Source organism: Polaromonas sp. CG_9.7 (assembly GCF_015752205.1).
In the GTDB taxonomy this organism is placed as follows: domain Bacteria; phylum Pseudomonadota; class Gammaproteobacteria; order Burkholderiales; family Burkholderiaceae_C; genus Polaromonas.
Genome location: NZ_JADOVG010000019.1, coordinates 29831 through 47175 on the forward strand (window position 1 = coordinate 29831; position 17345 = coordinate 47175).

At 60.2% G+C, this 17345-nt stretch carries 16 protein-coding genes, 5 tRNA genes and 1 pseudogene; 7 read left to right on the forward strand and 15 right to left on the reverse strand.

The features are described 5' to 3' along the window. The first annotated feature begins 11 nt into the window (after positions 1-11). Positions 12-317: a helix-turn-helix domain-containing protein gene (locus IWX87_RS19740; RefSeq protein ID WP_196868291.1), complete on the forward strand. Its 306-nt coding sequence runs from the start codon at positions 12-14 to the stop codon at positions 315-317. A gap of 121 nt (positions 318-438) precedes the next feature. Next, the gene (locus tag IWX87_RS16215; protein WP_231376559.1) at positions 439-804 is read left to right on the forward strand and encodes a hypothetical protein; all 366 of its coding nucleotides are present in this window, start codon (positions 439-441) and stop codon (positions 802-804) included. A 596-nt stretch (positions 805-1400) separates the two neighbouring features. Here IWX87_RS16215 and IWX87_RS16220 read toward each other — a convergent pair. The 12 genes from IWX87_RS16220 to pip all read right to left on the reverse strand — a co-directional run bounded on the left by IWX87_RS16220 (position 1401) and on the right by pip (position 10246). After that, positions 1401-1477: transfer RNA gene (locus IWX87_RS16220), tRNA-Asp, on the reverse strand. A 79-nt stretch (positions 1478-1556) separates the two neighbouring features. Further along, positions 1557-1632 (reverse strand) — tRNA-Glu (locus tag IWX87_RS16225). A gap of 123 nt (positions 1633-1755) precedes the next feature. Next, a tRNA-Asp gene (locus tag IWX87_RS16230) sits at positions 1756-1832 on the reverse strand. Positions 1833-1911: 79 nt separating this feature from the next. Next, positions 1912-1987: transfer RNA gene (locus IWX87_RS16235), tRNA-Glu, on the reverse strand. Positions 1988-2055: 68 nt separating this feature from the next. Continuing rightward, positions 2056-2131: transfer RNA gene (locus IWX87_RS16240), tRNA-Ala, on the reverse strand. 71 nt (positions 2132-2202) lie between these two features. Further along, positions 2203-3597, reverse strand: coding sequence for a glutamate--tRNA ligase (gene gltX, locus IWX87_RS16245; protein ID WP_196864570.1), 1395 nt, complete (start codon positions 3595-3597; stop codon positions 2203-2205). Further along, on the reverse strand, positions 3594-4808 hold the full coding sequence (locus tag IWX87_RS16250) for an O-succinylhomoserine sulfhydrylase (protein WP_196864571.1): 1215 nt from the start codon (positions 4806-4808) through the stop codon (positions 3594-3596). Before IWX87_RS16250 ends, gltX begins: the two co-directional genes overlap by 4 nt. A 1-nt stretch (position 4809) precedes the next feature. Continuing rightward, positions 4810-6339: an amidophosphoribosyltransferase gene (purF, locus tag IWX87_RS16255; protein ID WP_196864572.1), complete on the reverse strand. Its 1530-nt coding sequence runs from the start codon at positions 6337-6339 to the stop codon at positions 4810-4812. Positions 6340-6392: 53 nt separating this feature from the next. Next, positions 6393-6878, reverse strand: a complete 486-nt coding sequence (locus IWX87_RS16260) for a CvpA family protein (RefSeq protein ID WP_196864573.1) — start codon at positions 6876-6878, stop codon at positions 6393-6395. Positions 6879-6894: 16 nt separating this feature from the next. Continuing rightward, positions 6895-7812: an SPOR domain-containing protein gene (locus IWX87_RS16265; protein WP_196864574.1), complete on the reverse strand. Its 918-nt coding sequence runs from the start codon at positions 7810-7812 to the stop codon at positions 6895-6897. 105 nt (positions 7813-7917) lie between these two features. Next, on the reverse strand, positions 7918-9228 hold the full coding sequence (folC, locus tag IWX87_RS16270; protein ID WP_196864575.1) for a bifunctional tetrahydrofolate synthase/dihydrofolate synthase: 1311 nt from the start codon (positions 9226-9228) through the stop codon (positions 7918-7920). A 49-nt stretch (positions 9229-9277) separates the two neighbouring features. Continuing rightward, on the reverse strand, positions 9278-10246 hold the full coding sequence (pip, locus tag IWX87_RS16275) for a prolyl aminopeptidase (protein WP_196864576.1): 969 nt from the start codon (positions 10244-10246) through the stop codon (positions 9278-9280). 177 nt (positions 10247-10423) lie between these two features. Between pip and IWX87_RS16280 the strand changes: the two genes are divergently transcribed. Both IWX87_RS16280 and IWX87_RS16285 read left to right on the forward strand, forming a co-directional pair. Next, positions 10424-10768 (forward strand): arsenate reductase, encoded by a 345-nt coding sequence (locus tag IWX87_RS16280; protein ID WP_196864577.1) that lies wholly within the window; start codon positions 10424-10426, stop codon positions 10766-10768. Between the two features lie 164 nt (positions 10769-10932). After that, entirely contained in the window at positions 10933-11673 is a 741-nt protein-coding gene (locus IWX87_RS16285) for a glycine zipper 2TM domain-containing protein (RefSeq protein WP_196864578.1), read from the forward strand. 97 nt (positions 11674-11770) lie between these two features. Here the strand turns inward: IWX87_RS16285 and IWX87_RS16290 are convergent, their stop codons facing one another. Together IWX87_RS16290 and IWX87_RS16295 are read right to left on the reverse strand one after the other, a co-directional pair. Then, entirely contained in the window at positions 11771-12556 is a 786-nt protein-coding gene (locus IWX87_RS16290) for an anti-sigma factor domain-containing protein (RefSeq protein ID WP_196864579.1), read from the reverse strand. Between the two features lie 234 nt (positions 12557-12790). Continuing rightward, positions 12791-13366, reverse strand: coding sequence for a sigma-70 family RNA polymerase sigma factor (locus IWX87_RS16295; protein ID WP_196864580.1), 576 nt, complete (start codon positions 13364-13366; stop codon positions 12791-12793). 143 nt (positions 13367-13509) lie between these two features. On the opposite strand from IWX87_RS16295, the gene IWX87_RS16300 reads away from it, so the two are divergent. Together IWX87_RS16300 and argG are read left to right on the forward strand one after the other, a co-directional pair. Next, positions 13510-13827: a pyrimidine/purine nucleoside phosphorylase gene (locus tag IWX87_RS16300; RefSeq protein ID WP_196864581.1), complete on the forward strand. Its 318-nt coding sequence runs from the start codon at positions 13510-13512 to the stop codon at positions 13825-13827. A gap of 32 nt (positions 13828-13859) precedes the next feature. Continuing rightward, complete coding sequence (argG, locus tag IWX87_RS16305; RefSeq protein WP_196864582.1) at positions 13860-15197, forward strand: argininosuccinate synthase; 1338 nt, start codon at positions 13860-13862, stop codon at positions 15195-15197. Positions 15198-15312: 115 nt separating this feature from the next. Here the strand turns inward: argG and IWX87_RS16310 are convergent. Further along, positions 15313-15764, reverse strand: a pseudogene (locus IWX87_RS16310) (type II TA system antitoxin MqsA family protein). Positions 15765-15895: 131 nt separating this feature from the next. On the opposite strand from IWX87_RS16310, the gene IWX87_RS16315 reads away from it, so the two are divergent. Beyond that, positions 15896-17320, forward strand: a complete 1425-nt coding sequence (locus IWX87_RS16315; RefSeq protein ID WP_196864606.1) for an alpha/beta hydrolase — start codon at positions 15896-15898, stop codon at positions 17318-17320. The last annotated feature ends 25 nt before the right edge of the window (positions 17321-17345 follow it).

The window sequence follows — 17345 nt, forward strand, 5'->3', positions numbered from 1 at the left end:
AACCCTAGTGCTTGATTGAGGAAGAATTTCCGCCTCAATTTGGATCTTCCCTGGTTTTTCAGTGGAGAACCATCATGCCCCGGGTTTTGTCTGCTTTGCCCTGCACCCCCGAGCAACGCGAGATGTTGACCTCTCTGGCCCGAGGCAAAAAGATTGAAGCGCGCCTGAAAGAACGAGCTCGCATTGTGTTGCTAGGCATTGACGGAGTCGGGGTTGAAGATACGGCAAAGCAAATGAAACTCAATAAAGACACTTTGTCTCCGTGGCACTGTGGTTTTTTTGACCGCTGGCGTGGCGGGCCTGCAGGGCCGGCCTAGCTGGGGAGCGCCGCGCATGCACGACCCGGAACTGCGCAAGCGTATCCTGGCCCCACTCGAACTGGTGCCCTCATGAGGATTTGGCCACTGGGACGGCTGCCTGCTGGCGAGCACGTTGGGGATGGCCATGTGGCATGTCTGGGAAACTCTGCGTGCCGAAGGCATCGGTCTGTCGCGCAGGCGTTCTTGGTGTGTCAACCAATATCCCGACTTTTCCGCCAAGGCGGCAGATGTGATGGGACTTTATCTGTCTGCACCGGAAAACGCCATCATCTTCAGTGTGGATGAGAAGCCTTCAATCCAGACTATCACACGTCCTGCGGGCTTTTTTCCAGCTGGTAACAAGGTGGTTCAAGGTGACAAGGGCACCAATAAGTGCAACCGCACTATCACCCTCTTTGCGGCTTTGGAAGTCGCGACTGGCAAGGTGATTGGCCGGGCGAACAAAAAGAAGACGCGCAAAGTTTTTATGAGCTTCATGGATTGAGGTCGTGGCCTCTACAGTTACGAACTAGGCTCCTGCACGTCGAATTGGACAACTTGTTGACCTACAAGAAGTGCGATGAATTGGCTGGCCCGGCACCCGAGCGAGAAATTTCACTACATCCCGACTTCGGCAAGTTAGCTCAACCAGGTCGAAAGCTGGCTTGCCCTACTCATCCGCAAGTCCCTCAAGAGAGCCAGCTTCGCCAGTGATTTTGGGTTGGTGGCGCACATTAGCGCCTGCCTCAAGGGCTACAACCAGAACCCAGTAGCCTTCGTATGGAAGAAGCGCGAGGCGCGAGGTACGAGGCGCCCGGCTTCGCAATACCGTAGGGAACTTCGCTAATTAAAGACCAGCACGAACCAATGCTTAGAGCTGATCCCGGGTTTTGAGCGACATTTTGATCTCGGGCCGTTCACTCCATCGCGGGGGCAGGGATCTGGAAATAACGACATGGAAATAATAAATACCGTGGCGAAAGCGACGGATGTCGGCAGGAATACGCATTGTGGTGGTCCTTGAATGGTCCACTGCAATGGCCTCACCTCGAAAGCAGCCTAAAAGACAAAAGGCCCGATTACTCGAGCCTTTTGAAGGTTTGGCGGAGCGGACGGGACTCGAACCCGCGACCCCCGGCGTGACAGGCCGGTATTCTAACCAACTGAACTACCACTCCTGGTAGAAAAGCGTTTGCTCTTGCGAGCCAAGTGCTTAACAACTTGTGCTTGTTCTCTTTGCCTTACGACAAGGAAATTTGGCGACCCTACGGGGATTCGAACCCCGGTACCTACCGTGAAAGGGTAGTGTCCTAGGCCTCTAGACGATGGGGTCTTAACCTGGTGACTTCCGGCGCAGGCTTTTCAAGGCCTGCAAAAATCTCGACAATCTTTTAAATCACAAAACGGATTTAAGAGGAAAGCCCTCGTAATTCATAGAATTGCAAGGGCTTCAATCTGGCGGAGCGGACGGGACTCGAACCCGCGACCCCCGGCGTGACAGGCCGGTATTCTAACCAACTGAACTACCACTCCTGGTAGAAAAGCGTTTGCTCTTGCGAGCCAAGTGCTTAACAACTTGTGCTTCTTCTCTTTGCCTTGCGGCAAGGAAATTTGGCGACCCTACGGGGATTCGAACCCCGGTACCTACCGTGAAAGGGTAGTGTCCTAGGCCTCTAGACGATGGGGTCTTAACCTGGTGACTTCCGGCGCAGGCTTTTTAAGGCTTGCAAAAAAACTTCAAAAATTCTCAGACAGTTGGTGGAGGTAAACGGGATCGAACCGATGACCTCTTGCATGCCATGCAAGCGCTCTCCCAGCTGAGCTATACCCCCTTAGTCACCAATTTCTCAGTAACCTGTCGAGCCTCAAATTATATCGACAAAAATCAGGCTTTTAAAAAATTTCAAACTAAATTCAATTTGGCGATGACTTTTTCTCGAACCATGAGTTCGACAACTGCATCAAGTGATGGTGTTTGCGGCGTTCCCAAAAGCAGGACGCGCACGGGCATGGCCAGTTGCGGCATTTTCAGGCCGGTGTCCAGCAGCACCTGCTTGATGACTGCGGCAACCGCCGCCTTGTTCCATTCGCAAACCGCCAACGCATCGGACAGCTTGGCCAGCGCAGGCCGCACGGCGTCGGTGACATGCTTGCCGACGTCTTCGGCGCTCGCCTGCCCGCCGGTGATGAGCAGTTTGAGCCACGCGGCCAGTTCGACCAGCGTGCTGCATCGGTCCTTGAACAGCGCGCAGCCGCGCGCCAGCCATACTGCATCCAGACCCGTTACACCGTCAAGCGCCAGGAAAGGCGCTACCAGCCCCGCCAGTGTTTCATCGGCCATGGCCTTGAGGTGCTGGGCATTGACCCAGCGCAGCTTGGCCTCGTCGAACTGCGCGGCGCTCTTGCCAAGGTGGTCGAGGCTGAACCACTGCAAAAATTGCTCACGGCTGAAAATCTCGTCGTCGCCATGGCTCCAGCCCAGGCGCGCCAGGTAGTTCACCATCGCGTCTGGCAAATAACCCTCGGCGGCATATTGCGTCACCGGCTTGGCGCCGCTGCGCTTGCTCATCTTCTCGCCCTGCTCGTTCAACACGGTCGGCAGATGGGCATAAACCGGCACGTCCCGGCCAAGTGCGCGCAAGATGTTGATCTGGCGCGGCGTGTTGTTGACATGGTCGTCGCCGCGAATCACATGGGTGATGGCCATATCCATGTCATCGACGACGACGCAGAAGTTGTAGGTCGGCGTTCCGTCGGGCCGGGCAATCACCAGGTCGTCGAGTTCGTCATTGCTGATTTCGATGCGGCCCTTGACCTTGTCGTCCCAGACCACCGCGCCGCCCTGCGGATTCTTGAAGCGCAACACGGGCTGCACGCCTTCGGGAATGGACGGCAGCGTCTTGCCAGGCTCGGGCCGCCAGGTGCCGTCGTAGCGGGGTTTTTCTTTCGCCGCCATTTGTGCTTCGCGCAGCGCGTCCAGCTCGCCCATGCTCATGTAGCACGGGTAGACATGGCCTGCAACCACCATCTCGGCCAGCACCGCCTTGTAGCGGTCCATGCGCTGCATCTGGTAAAACGGGCCTTCGTCGTAGTCCAGGCCCAGCCAGCGCATGCCTTCGATGATCACATCGACAGCCGCCTGGCTGGAACGCTCCACGTCGGTGTCTTCAATGCGCAGGATGAAATCGCCACCGGTGGCACGGGCGAAGGCCCACGGGTACAGGGCTGAGCGGATGTTGCCCAGGTGGATGAAGCCGGTGGGCGAAGGGGCGAAGCGGGTTCTTGTTTTGGATGTCATGCCAGAGTGTCCAGGCCGCGCGAGAGGTCGGCTTTCAGGTCGTCAATGTATTCAAGTCCCGCCGCAAAGCGGATCAGGCTTTGCTTGATGCCGGCGGCCTGGCGCTGCGCTTCGGTGAGCCGGCCATGGGAGGTGGTGCCGGGGTGGGTGATGATGGACTTGGTGTCGCCCAGGTTGGTGGCAATGCTCACCACCTGCGTGCTGTTGATGACGTGAAAAGCATTGGCGCGCGCCGTTTCCGGGTCGCCGCCGCGCACGTCAAAGGACAGCACCGCGCCGCCCAGCCCACCCTGCTGGCGCATGGCCAGTTCGTGCTGGGGGTGCGAAACCAGGCCCGGGTAATGTACGCGCGTCACCGCCGGGTGCGTTTCCAGCCATTGCGCCATCGCCAGCGCCGTGGCACTTTGCGCCTGCATGCGGATGCGCAGCGTTTCCATGCCTTTCAGCACAACCCACGCATTGAACGGCGCCAGCACCATGCCGGCGGTGCGCACGATCGGGCCAAACACATCGACGATCAGCTTCGACGGTCCGCAGATCGCACCCGCCATGACGCGGCCCTGGCCGTCAAGGTACTTGGTGCCCGAATGGATGATCAGGTCGGCGCCCATTTCGGCGGGCCGCTGCAGCGCGGGCGAGCAAAAGCAGTTGTCCACCGCCAGCAACGCGCCACCCGCATGCGCCACGTCGGCCAGCGCCCGGATGTCGCAGACTTCGGTCAGCGGATTGGTCGGGGTTTCGGCAAACAGCAGTTTGGTGTTCGGGCGCATGGCTGCCTGCCATTGCCCAATGTCGGTCTGCGAGACAAACGTGGTTTCAACGCCGAACTTGGCGAATTCCTTGCCGAACAGGTTCAGCGTCGAGCCGAACACCGACTGCGAACACACCACATGGTCCCCGGCCCGGAGCAGCCCCATGCCCATCATCAAAATGGCACCCATGCCGCTGGATGCGGCAATGGCCGCTTCGGTGCCTTCCAGCGCGGCCAGCCGCTGCTCAAAGGCAGCCACGGTTGGATTCGACGTGCGGGCGTAGGTAAAGCCTTCCTCGGTGCCGGCAAAGCGGCGTGCCGAGGTTTCAGCATCGGGCTGCACAAAGCCGCTGGTCAGGTACAGCGCTTCGGAATTCTCGCCATACTGGCTGCGTTCGACGCCGACACGCACGGCCAGCGTGTCAGGGTGCAGGTTTTCGGGCAGTGGTCGTTGGGTCATTTCAAGCTTCCTGCGGATTGGGCAGCGCCAGACGCGAGACATCGACGTCGCCGTCTTCGCCAATTTTTTCGGCGGTGTCGCCGCGCCCCGCATTCATAGCGGCAATGGTCTCGGCTGTCACGTCGCCGGTGACGTACACGCCGTCGAAGCAGGACGCATCAAAGCCGTCGAGTTCCGGATTCAACGAGCAGATGGCGCGCTTCATGCCTTCGACATCCTGGTAAATCAGGGCGTCGCAGCCAATCACCTGGCGGATTTCCTCGATGGTGCGGTCATGTGCGACCAGCTCGCCCGGCGTCGGCATGTCGATGCCATAGACGTTCGGGAAACGCACCGGCGGCGCGGCGCTGGCCAGGTACACCTTGCGCGCGCCGGCATCGCGTGCCATCTGCACGATTTCACGGCTGGTGGTGCCGCGAACGATGGAGTCATCGACCAGCAGCACGTTGCGGCCCTTGAATTCGCTGGCGATCACGTTGAGCTTCTGGCGCACCGATTTCTTGCGAACGCCCTGCCCCGGCATGATGAAGGTGCGGCCGACGTAGCGGTTCTTGACGAACCCTTCGCGGTAGGGAATGCCCAGAAGGTGCGCAAGTTGCGTGGCACTGGGGCGGCTGGACTCGGGAATCGGGATGATCACGTCGATCTCGTTCGGCGGCACTGTGGAAATCACACGCTTGGCCAGCGTCTCGCCCAGATTCAGGCGCGCCTGATAAACCGAAATGCCGTCAAGCACCGAGTCCGGGCGCGCCAAATACACAAACTCGAAAATGCACGGCTTGAGTTGCGAATTTTCGGCGCACTGTTCGGCATGCACCTTGCCGTCCAGGTCCACGTACACGGCTTCGCCGGGCGCAATGTCGCGCTCGAACTGGTGCGCGGTACCTTCCAGCGCCACCGATTCGCTGGCCACCATGACGGTCTTGCCGTCTTCGTTCTGGCCATGACCGATGCACAGCGGGCGAATGCCGAACGGGTCGCGAAATGCCAGCAGGCCATGGCCGGCAATCAGCGCCACCACCGCATACGAGCCCTTGATGCGCTTGTGCACACCGCGCACGGCGGCAAATACGTCGGCCGGCGTCAGCGGCAGGCCACGGGTGGTTTTTTCCAGCTCATGCGCCAGCACATTGAGCAGTACTTCGGAGTCGCTGTCGGTGTTGATGTGGCGGTGGTCGGTGTTGAACAGCTCGGCCTTGAGCTCGGCTGCGTTGGTCAGGTTGCCGTTGTGCGACAAGACCAGGCCAAACGGCGCATTCACATAAAAGGGCTGCGCTTCGTCTTCGCTGAAGGCATTGCCCGCCGTTGGATAGCGCACCTGGCCCAGCCCCACATTGCCTGGCAGCGCCCGCATGTTGCGGGTACGGAACACGTCCCTTACCATGCCCTTGGCCTTGTGCATGTAGAACTTGCGTCCCTGCTGGGTGACGATGCCGGCGGCATCCTGGCCCCGGTGCTGCAGCAGCAACAGTCCGTCGTAGATCAGCTGATTGACCGGCGCCTTGCTGACGATTCCAACTATTCCGCACATGGTTTTTTACTCATGGTGTGTCGATTTCTCAACGTAAAGACAAAACAAAAAAATCAACCCAGATACCTGGCAAACGGCTCCGGCAACAATGGCTTCAGGCTGACAAGAGTCGCCGTCAGCGTTTGCGCGCCGATGGACTCCTGCCACCAGTCGCTCGACTTGAGCGCCGTCATGTCGATGACAACAGTGGCGGCCAGCAGCAAAATCATGCCGCGCAGGATGCCGAACGCCGCACCCAGCGTGCGGTCCACAGGCCGCAAGCCGATGGCGTCCACCAGCCGCTTCAACAAGGCGGCCAGCAAACCGGCGGCAAACAGCGCGGCGATGAACACCAGCACGAAAGCCGCTGCATAACGCACCGGCTCGGTGACCGACTGCCAGGGAAGCAGCAGAGCCACCTGCGGCGCAAACCATTGCGCCACATAAAACGAAGCGGCCCAGCCCAGCACCGACAACACTTCATAAACCAGGCCGCGCCAGGCGCCCAGCAACAGTGAAAAAAACAAAACCCCTGCCAAAATCCAGTCAAGCGGCATCACAGTGCGGCCCGCTAGACTAGAAACTCAGGACGGCAACCGGCAAATCAAGCGCCCTGATCTTGTTCACCGCCTTTTCAGCCTCCGCCTTGTTGGCAAACGGCCCGACGCGAACGCGGACACGCTTGCCCTCCTTGGTGTCGACCACTTGGGTGTAGGTGTTGAGGCCGGCTTTTTCCAGCTTGCGGCGTGTTTCCTCGGCCTTGGCGGCATCGGCAAAAGCACCCACCTGCACCACCATGCGGCCCTTGGTTTCGGCGGCAGCGGCCTTGTTTTCTTCGACAGTCGCCGGCTTGGTCGGTGCTTCCACCTTGGGGGGTTGTACAGCAGGCCTGGCGTTGAGCAACGCCAACGCCCGCGCGCCGTCATTGCTCAAAGGAGCCGGCTTGGCAGGCACAGGTTCGGGCTTGACCGCTGGCTGGGCTTCCACTTTTTCGACGGGCTTGGGTTCAGGTTTGGGTTCAGGGCGTGACCTGACCTCCGGCCTGGCTTCAACTATTGCCTCCTGCCGGGGTTCTGGCTTCACTTCTTTTTTAATAGCTGGAGAAGCAGGCTCGGCAAGCGGTACAGCCGGTTCTGATGGATAAATTTCTTCGGTAGGTGACAAGCTCGTGGCCGCCGTCACCGTTTGCGCTGCAGACGAAGTCGTCTTGGCTGGAGCCGGCGCGGTGGCCACTGCAGGCGCAGGCACGGGAACCACCAGCGGCTTGACGTTATTTTTCCCTGGAATTTCAATCGGAATATCGACAGCCACCGGACGTGGCTGGGTTTCAAACAGCATTGGAAAGCCGATAACGCCCAGCAGTACCAGCACCGATGCACCGATCAGCCGGTGCTTGGCACGCTTGCGCAGCACTTCGACGCTAAGCGCCTGGGTGGCTGAACCGACAGGAGGGGTTGGACTGGTGTCGCCCCGACGGAACTTGAAAAACGCCATGGTGTGTTGAGAGTCCGTTGAAGGCCAGGTAGGGGTTGCAAACCGTTTGCGGTTCTGACGCAGGCGGCTGAGCCGGTTAAGCCGGTTAAGCCGGTTTATTCGGCCTCAGGCCGACAAATGCGGCGCCGAAAGTCGCGGCACGCCGTTCTTTAGGATTCCGCCCACGGTGTAAAACGAGCCAAAAACCACAATTCTATCAGTCGGGTTTGCCGCCTTGACAACTGCTTGCAATGCCAAATCAGGGCTTTTGTAAGCAGCGGCTGTCACGTCCGGCCGGGTGTTGCCGGCCTGCCAGGCAAGGCGCAGCGCTTCGCCTGAGGCAGCCCGCGGCGTCGGCAGGTCGGTAAAATACCATTTATCGATAAGCGGGCTGATGCGCGCCAGCATGGGGCCGACGTCCTTGTCGGCCATGGCGCCAAATACGGCATGCGTGCACGGATAAAACCCCATGGCGTCGAGGTTTTCGGTCAGCGCGGCCACCGAATGCGGGTTGTGCGCCACGTCGAGCACCAGCGTCGGCTGGCCGGGAATGATCTGGAATCTTCCCGGCAATTCGACCAGCGACAGGCCATTGCGTACCGACTGCGCGGTGACCGGCAGACGGTCGCGCAAGGCGGTCAGCGCCGCCAGCACACCCGAGGCATTGACCAGCTGGTTGGCACCGCGCAGCGCTGGATAAGCCATACCGGCATAGCGGCGGCCGCGTCCGGCCCAGCTCCACTGGAGCTTGTCGCCGGAAAAATTGAAGTCGTGGCCAAAGCGCCATAAATCGGCGCCCAGGGCGGCAGCATGGTCGAGCACGCTTTGCGGCGGCACCGGGTCGCTGACAACGACCGGCCGGCCGGCGCGCATGATGCCGGCTTTCTCGAAGCCGATGGCTTCCCGCGTCGATCCGAGCAATTCCATGTGGTCCAGGTCGATGCTGGTGATGACGGCGCAGTCGGCGTCCAGGATGTTGACGGCGTCGAGCCGGCCGCCCAGGCCCACTTCCAGGATCACCACGTCGAGCTTCGCATTGGCCAGCAGCTGCAGGATGGCCAGGGTGGTGAATTCAAAGTAGGTCAGCGATATTTCATTGCCATTTTGGCATCTTGCGCTTTCCACAAAAGCGAAGTTAGCTATTAAATCAGTAGCACTGACGATGTCGCCCCGCACCCGGCAACGCTCCTCGAAATGCACCAGATGCGGTGAGTTGTAGACGCCGGTCTTGTAGCCTGCCTCCATGAGGATGGCTTCCAGCATGGCGCAGGTCGAGCCCTTGCCGTTGGTACCCGCCACGGTGATGACCGGGCAGTCAAACTTCAGCCCCATGCGTTCTGCCACGGTCCGGACGCGGTCCAGGCCCATGTCGATGCTTGTGGGGTGCAGGCGCTCGCAATGCGCCAGCCAGTCGTCCAAAGTGGTGAGATTTTGCATAGAGATTTGCATTGTCGCGCAAGGCGCAAGACCCGTGTCCGGAAGTGCTTCAGCGGGCAAAGCGGTCAGTCGCGGCCAGCAGTTGCGCCAGGATGCCGGGCTCGTCGAAGGCATGGCCGGCGTCGGCAATCAGGTGGAATTCAGCCTCGGGCCAGGCGCGGTGCAGGTCCCAGGCGGTTTTGGTCGGGCAGGCCATGTCGTAGCGGCCCTGCACGATGACACCTGGAATGCCGGCGAGCCTGCCTGCATCGCGGATCAGCTGGCCCTCTTCCAGCCAGCCGCCATGCACGAAATAATGGTTTTCGATGCGCGCGAACGCCAGCGCAAAGTCGTCGCCACCGTGCCTGGCCTCGCCCGTCGGGTCTGGCAGCAGCGTGATGGTCTGCCCTTCCCACAGGCTCCAAGCGCGCGCGCAGGCCAGTTGCGCGGCCCGGTCGCTGCCGACCAGCCGCCGGCGGTAGGCCGCCATCAGGTCGCCACGCTCGGCTGGCGGGATCGGTGCCAGGAAATCCTCCCACAGGTCGGGAAACAGCCAGGACGCGCCTTCCTGGTAATACCAGTGCAACTCGGCGCGGCGCAATGTAAATATGCCGCGCACGATCAGTTCGGACACCTGCGCCGGATGCGTCTGCGCATAGGCCAGCGCCAGCGACGAACCCCAGGAGCCGCCAAACACCAGCCAGCGCTCCACGCCAATCAGGCTGCGCAGCCGTTCGATGTCGGCGACCAGGTGCCAGGTCGTGTTGTTGTCCAGCGACGCATGCGGCGTGGAACGGCCGCAGCCACGCTGGTCAAACAGCAGCACGCAGTAGCGCGCGGGGTCAAACAGCCGCCGGTGGTCTGGCGAGCAACCCGAACCCGGTCCGCCATGCAAGAACACCGCCGGCTTGCCTTGCGGATTGCCACACAGTTCCCAATAGATCGAATGGCCGTCGCCGGTGTCGAGCGTGCCGGTGCGAAACGGCTCGATCGGCGGGTAAAGCGCAGGCGCAGCAATGGCGGGTGCAGAAGAAATCATGCGGTATTCCTCAAAACAGGTCAGGCAACGAAGGCACGGCGTCAAGGCGTCGGCGAATTCATGCATTATTCCAGCACGCAGCCTGCGGTCCGAATGCTACACAATCAATAGCTGCTTAAGCCCGTGGGTATTGCGCAAAGCATACTACTTCCTTATAAAAAACCTGAAAATGACAAAATGACCATTCTCTACGGCATTCCAAACTGCGACACCGTCAAAAAGGCCCGCACCTGGCTTGCGGAACACGGCCAGGACCACAGCTTTCATGACTTCAAAAATCAGGGCGTTCCCCCGGATCAACTGACGCGGTGGGTAAACGCTGCTGGCTGGGAAAAGCTGCTCAACCGCAAGGGCACGACCTGGCGCAAGCTTGACGCGGCGACGCAGGCCACCGTGGTCGATGCGGCCAGCGCCCAGGCCGTAATGCGCGCCAACCCGAGCGTGATCAAGCGGCCGGTGATGGACTGGGGTCCAGACATCACGGTCGGCTTTGATGCAGCCGACTGGTCCGGGCGGGTTTGAGCCGGTCGGGTCTCGCTCGATGGTCACCAGCTTTACAGAACAGCGACCGAACTTTGTGCCTTGAAACAGGTCATATTCATTAAAATCGGAGTTTCTGGAAAATTGAAAACACAGCAGTTTCACAACGCGCGCGCGATTGGCAAGTTGGACAAAGAGGCCTGGCTATGAAAAACATCTTCATCAAAACCTGCATGGGTTCAGTGGTGGCGACAGCCGCACTGGCGTCGGCGCCCGCATCGGCCATGGACATTTTGGCGCGAGTGATTTCCAGCACCCCGGTGGTCCAGCAAGTGGCCGTGCCGCGCCAGGTGTGCAACAACGAGGCCGTCTTGGTACAGCGACCCACTTCTGGTGCGGGCGCGCTGATGGGCGCCATCGCTGGCGGCGCGGCGGGCAATGCCATCGGCAACGGCGGCGGCCGGGCAGCGGCCACCATGATCGGCCTGGTGGGTGGCGCCCTCCTCGGTGACCGCATTGAGGGCCCGAACAACCAATTGCAAAACGTGCAGCAGTGCAGCACGCAGACGTTTTATGAGAACCGCGCCAGTTACTTCAACGTGGTGTACGAATACCAGGGCACGCAATACACCGCGCAAATGCCCAACGATCCGGGCTTGCATGTGCGGCTGAATGTCACGCCGGTCGGCGCCATTGAAGCCGCACCGCAACCTTTCCAGTCGCCGCAGCCAAGCTATTCCCCGCCGGTGCAGGTGCAGCAGGTTTACGTGCAACCTCAGCCGGTTTATGTGCAGCCGGTGGTCACCGCGCCGGTGTATTACTCTGGCTACCCGGCCTATTACGCCCCCCGTCCCTACTACGCGCCGTATTACCCGCCCATCGGCCTGTCGCTCAACTTTGGCTACAGCCGTGGCTTTGGCGGCGGGCATCGAGGCCACTGGCGCTGAATCCTTCATACTGAAAACAAAAAGGGACGCTCCAGTGAGCGTCCCTTTTTGTTATTTTCCACCCTGCGTTGCAGGCCCTGAGCCGGCCAGGTTTCACCTATTCAGGCGTTTTGATCAATGCGCCCTTGAAGAGGACAGGACCGGTAGGCCCTGATCCGGGCGACACACCGCCCTTTGGCTCCAGCGTGATCGCCAAGACCGGCGACTGGCGGATGTCGCTGTTGGCAGCGGTCAATTTCATCACCGCGTCGCCGCTCATCACACCCAGGGACTTGGGTGCCGCACCCGGGGGCAAGGCCCACAGTTCAAGTGACTTGTCAGCCTGTTCGCGGAAATCACCCACCCGCTTGAGCATCAATTTCTGGGTTTTGGGGTCAAACGTCACCAGAATCGAGGCATTCGCCTTGTCGTCTGCCAGCACGGCGACGTATTCAATGGCCGAGGTGGCTGAAAGTTTGGCGCTGAGTTCCTGCACCTGACCGTTCAACTGCTTGGTGAAATTCACGCCAGTCACCACGGCCAACAGGGTCGCAAAGGCACCGGCTGCGGTAGCGCCGCGCCACAAGCCCAGACTGGACCACCAGCCGCCTCCGGCAGTCGCGGACACGGCAGGGGCACTTCGGGCCGCCTGCATGGTCTGGGCTTGTTTTTCTGCCTGGATAAAGTTTTCAATCCGTTTCCAGACCACTTGGCTGGGCGCCACTTCGGGCTGCAGTTCCACGACCGACACCAAACGGCTTTGCCAGATCAGCGCAGCCGCCCGCAGGGTTGCGTTGTCCCGTGCCAGGGTTTCAAAACGGCGCCGCGCACCGCCGCGCAAAGTGCCCAGCGCATAGCTGGCGGCCAATTGTTCCATCAGGGATGGGTTTTTATGAATATTCATGAAACTGTTTCAAAAAATGAAGGCGCCCAACCGGCAGCCAAAGGCGCTTTAAACCAGTCAGGTCCGCAGAACTGGCTATGCCAGGCCGCAGGCGCAGCGAACCACACGCAGTGGGGAGCGTGGGGGTACGCCCACTCCAGCAGGGGCCGCGGAACTGGCTTTGCCAGGCCGCAGGCGCAGCGGCCCCCTCGGGGGGCAGCGAACCACACGCAGTGGGGAGCGTGGGGGCAACATTCATGCAAACCTTCCCATGCAGCCGCGCAATTGCTCCAGCCCCCGGCGAATCCAGGTTTTCACCGTTCCCAGCGGCAGCTTGAGCTGCTCGGCCAATTCGCTATGGCTCAAGTCGCGCAGGTAAGCCAGGCTGACCACTTCACGCTGCTTGTTCTCCAGCTGCCCCAGGCACTGGTGCAAGGCCCAGGCCTGCTCGCTGGCCTGGGTGGTGTCCATCGGGTTAGGCGAATCGCCAGCCACCGTGTCTGAAATCACATCGTCCAGTTCCTGCATCCGGTCGGCCCGGTCGGAGGCCCGGCGGCGCAGAAAGTCCAGCCCCCGGCTGCGCACCAGCAAGCCCATCCAGGCCATGGGGGGCGACAGCGACGCCTTGTAGGTTCCCGCGATCTTCCAGATGTTCAGGAAGGCCTCCTGCAACACGTCTTCGGCCCATTCGCGGTTCGTCACCACGCGAACGGCCACGCCATAGAGCTTGGAAGAGGTCAGGGCATACAACTCTTTGAGCGCCGACTCATCGGCGAGTGCCACACGGTCAAGGAGTGCTATCAATTGGGTATCCGGGCTTTCTGGTTTCATGAACGGCATTGTCCACACTATTCATACGCCGCCGAGAGGCCATTGGATTCACGTGGTGTCGGACCCGTCTGCGGGCTGACCTAAAATCCGGGCCTGATCCGCCCGCCTGCCCTGCGCAGCGTTTACACCCGCACCACATCTTCATGACTACCGAAAAAATCGACAACGTCAGCATCACTACCCAAGCCAATGTGTACTTCGACGGCAAATGCGTGAGCCACGGCTTCACGCTGGCTGACGGTACCCAAAAATCGGTGGGCGTGGTGCTGCCTTCCACCCTCACCTTCGGCACGGGCGCCCCCGAAACCATGGAATGCGTCGGCGGCGCCTGCGAATACAAGCTGGCCGGCAGCGACGCGTGGGTAAAGTCATCCATCGGCGAATCCTTCAGCGTGCCCGGCAACTCCAAGTTCGACATTCGCGTCGAGCAGGCCTACCACTACATCTGCCACTACGCCTGAACACCGAATCACGCAGCAACCAGGAACACTCCATGGCCACCATTCTCCAAAACCTTCCTGCCGGCCAAAAAGTCGGCATTGCCTTTTCCGGCGGACTCGACACCAGCGCCGCACTGCACTGGATGAAGCTCAAGGGCGCGATTCCCTATGCCTATACCGCCAACCTGGGCCAGCCCGACGAGCCCGACTACGAAGACATCCCGCGCAAGGCGATGCAGTACGGCGCTGAAAAAGCCCGGCTGATCGACTGCCGCAAACAACTGGCCGCCGAAGGCCTGGCCGCGCTGCAGGCGGGTGCCTTCCACATCACCACTGCCGGCGTCACCTACTTCAACACCACGCCGCTGGGCCGCGCCGTGACCGGTACCATGCTGGTCGCCGCCATGAAGGAAGACGACGTCAACATCTGGGGCGACGGCAGCACCTACAAGGGTAACGACATCGAGCGTTTTTACCGCTACGGCCTGCTGACCAACCCGTCACTGAAAATCTACAAGCCGTGGCTTGACCAGTTGTTCATCGACGAGCTGGGCGGTCGCGCCGAAATGTCGGCCTTCATGACCGAGGCTGGCTTCGGCTACAAGATGTCGTCGGAAAAAGCCTATTCGACCGACTCCAACATGCTGGGCGCCACGCACGAGGCCAAAGATCTGGAATTCCTCTCCAGCGGCATGAAGATCGTCAACCCGATCATGGGCGTGGCGTTCTGGAAGGACGACGTCGAAGTCAAGCGCGAGGAAGTCAGCGTGCGCTTTGAAGAGGGCCGTCCAGTCGCCCTGAACGGCGTCGAATATACCGACCTGGTCGAACTGATCCTGGAAGCCAACCGCATCGGTGGCCGCCACGGCCTGGGCATGAGCGACCAGATCGAAAACCGCATCATCGAAGCCAAGAGCCGAGGCATTTACGAAGCCCCCGGCCTGGCGCTGCTGTTCATCGCCTACGAGCGCCTGGTCACCGGCATCCACAACGAAGACACGATCGAGCAGTACCGCGACAGCGGACGCCGCCTCGGCCGCCTCTTGTACCAGGGCCGCTGGTTCGACTCGCAGGCCATCATGCTGCGCGAAACTGCCCAGCGCTGGGTCGCCAGCGCCATCACAGGCGAAGTGACCATCGAGCTGCGCCGGGGCAACGACTATTCGATTTTGAACACCGACTCAGCCAACCTGACCTACCAGCCCGAGCGTCTGAGCATGGAAAAGGTCGAAGGCGCGTTCACACCGCTGGACCGCATTGGCCAACTGACGATGCGCAATCTGGACATCGTCGACACCCGCGCCAAGCTGGGCATTTACGCCAAGAGCGGCGTGCTGTCGCTGGGGACGGGCGGGGATTTGCTGAACCTGACGGGCAGCAAGAGCGAATAACGGTTTTTTTAGCAGGTGGCGCTTGTAGGACGGGCGCTGTTTGCTATTGAATTTGTAGTGATATTGGTGCCTCCTGGAACCACTTCTTCTGCTGTTCAGTGAAGAGAAATCACTTTCAAGCTGTCCTGATTTCATTCGGCAATTCAGGATGGCGATCAAGCAGCCTGGGCAATTTGACCAAGGCCAGCGGTGGCTTGGTATTGCCGTTTTCGCAGCGTAAAAAGCGTTCACGGCTTCGCCAAAAATATCAGGTGCCTGACGTTGATTCAGGTCCAGATTCTGGCGCACGTTGACGATATAGGCGCGATCGACATAGGCGGCATTGGCCTGGCGTTGAAACAGCCCCATCAACTCGCTCTGACGAGTGCAAAGTTTCCGGTACAGGATCACCTCGCCGCAGGCACGGAAAAACCCACCGGCGACTGCTGGAATAGGGGTGGTTTCGCACTTTTGGACATGGGCGTGTCGCAGGTCCACCAGTTTCATGTGCAAAATTAATTTCCAGCCGTGGTTGCTTGTTATTCCACGGTGGGCAGCAATACCGGATTTCTCGGCAAATGACCTCATGGTTTGTACGGGGTAAATATTGTCTTGTAGGCGACATAAGGCCAAAAGCACTGACCTTTAAGCTGTCATCCGGAGTAAAAAAGCCGCAAATGCGGTGATAACCGGAAACACCCATGAAAAATTATTCTTGTATGCGCCCGTTCAAACCTTTAGCAGTTGCGCTGGCCCTGGCTTCGCTTGCTGCGTGTGGCGGGGGAGACAACGTACAGGTACCGGAAGAGCTTCGAGCTCAGGATTCGCGCATGTTCACGCCTGCGGCTGAAGCGACGTTTGCTGCGCTTGTCAACACCACGGTGGAGACTGACCGCTGGACCGGCGTGCTCAAGGGCGCGGCCTACCGTATTGAAGTTCCCAAGACAGGCTGGAACGGCAAGCTGGTCATGTGGGCGCATGGCTATCGGGGAACCGGACCGAGCCTGACGGTGGACACACCGATCATGCGGCGTTATCTGCTTGAAAAAGGCTATGCCTGGGCAGCGTCGAGTTATTCAAAAAACTACTACGACGTTCGTGCCGGCGTTGAAGACACCAACGCACTGGCACTGAATTTTTCTTCCATAGCGTCTGCCAACAACCGCGTGCTTGCCGCGCCGACCAAGATATTTATCACCGGCATCTCGATGGGCGGGCATATCACGGCTGCGGCGATCGACGCCGAAGCGCAGGCAACTGCCATCAACAAGGTGAAGTATGCCGGCGCTGTGCCAATGTGCGGCGTGCTCGGCGATACCGAACTGTTCAACTATTTTGCGGGCTACCAGGTGGTTGCCCAGCAGTTGGCAGGCGTTCCGATCACCAGCTTTCCGGTCGCCAACTTTGAATCCCTCACGCCCACCATCCGGGCCGCACTGTGGAGCAGCTACCCGACCCAGACCAATGCCCAGGGTGACAAGCTGAAAAATGTGATGATGAACCTGAGCGGCGGGGCACGGCCGTTTTATGCCGAGGGCTGGTCCAATGCCAGCAACCAGAACAACATCTGGGCCTCGCTCGGGGGAGACGGAACCATCAACGGCATCCTGACGCAAAACGTCCTGGACACGACTGCGTTTACCTACAAGATCGATGCTTCAAGCACGGCCACCACCGCCGCAGACAATGCGTTCAACGCCAGTATCTTCAAGATCAAGCCCACGGCTGAGGCCAACCGGCTGCGGCGCGACGGCTTGCGCTGGATTCCGGCAACGAGTGCCGACTTCAATGTGCCGGTGGTGACGCTGCACACGCTGGGCGACCTGTTCGTACCGTTCAAGATGGAGCAAATATTCAACGAGCGCGCCAAAGCCAAAGGCAGCGACAAATGGCTTGTACAGCGCGCCATCCGGGATGTCGGCCACTGCGCGTTCACTGCAGCCGAGGCCACTTCTGCGTTTGATGCAATGGTGCTGTGGGAAGCTGGCGGTCCCAAACCGGCTGGCGACGACGTGGTGACCGCTGCCACCGTGGCAGCCCCAACCTACGGCTGTACTTTCACCAACAACACACCCAGCACTGAAGACTACACCCCGCCAGCAGTACGGGCAGGCTTTCAAGCCAATTACCCGAAATGCCAGTAAGCAGCGGGCGCTAGACCGGTCATTT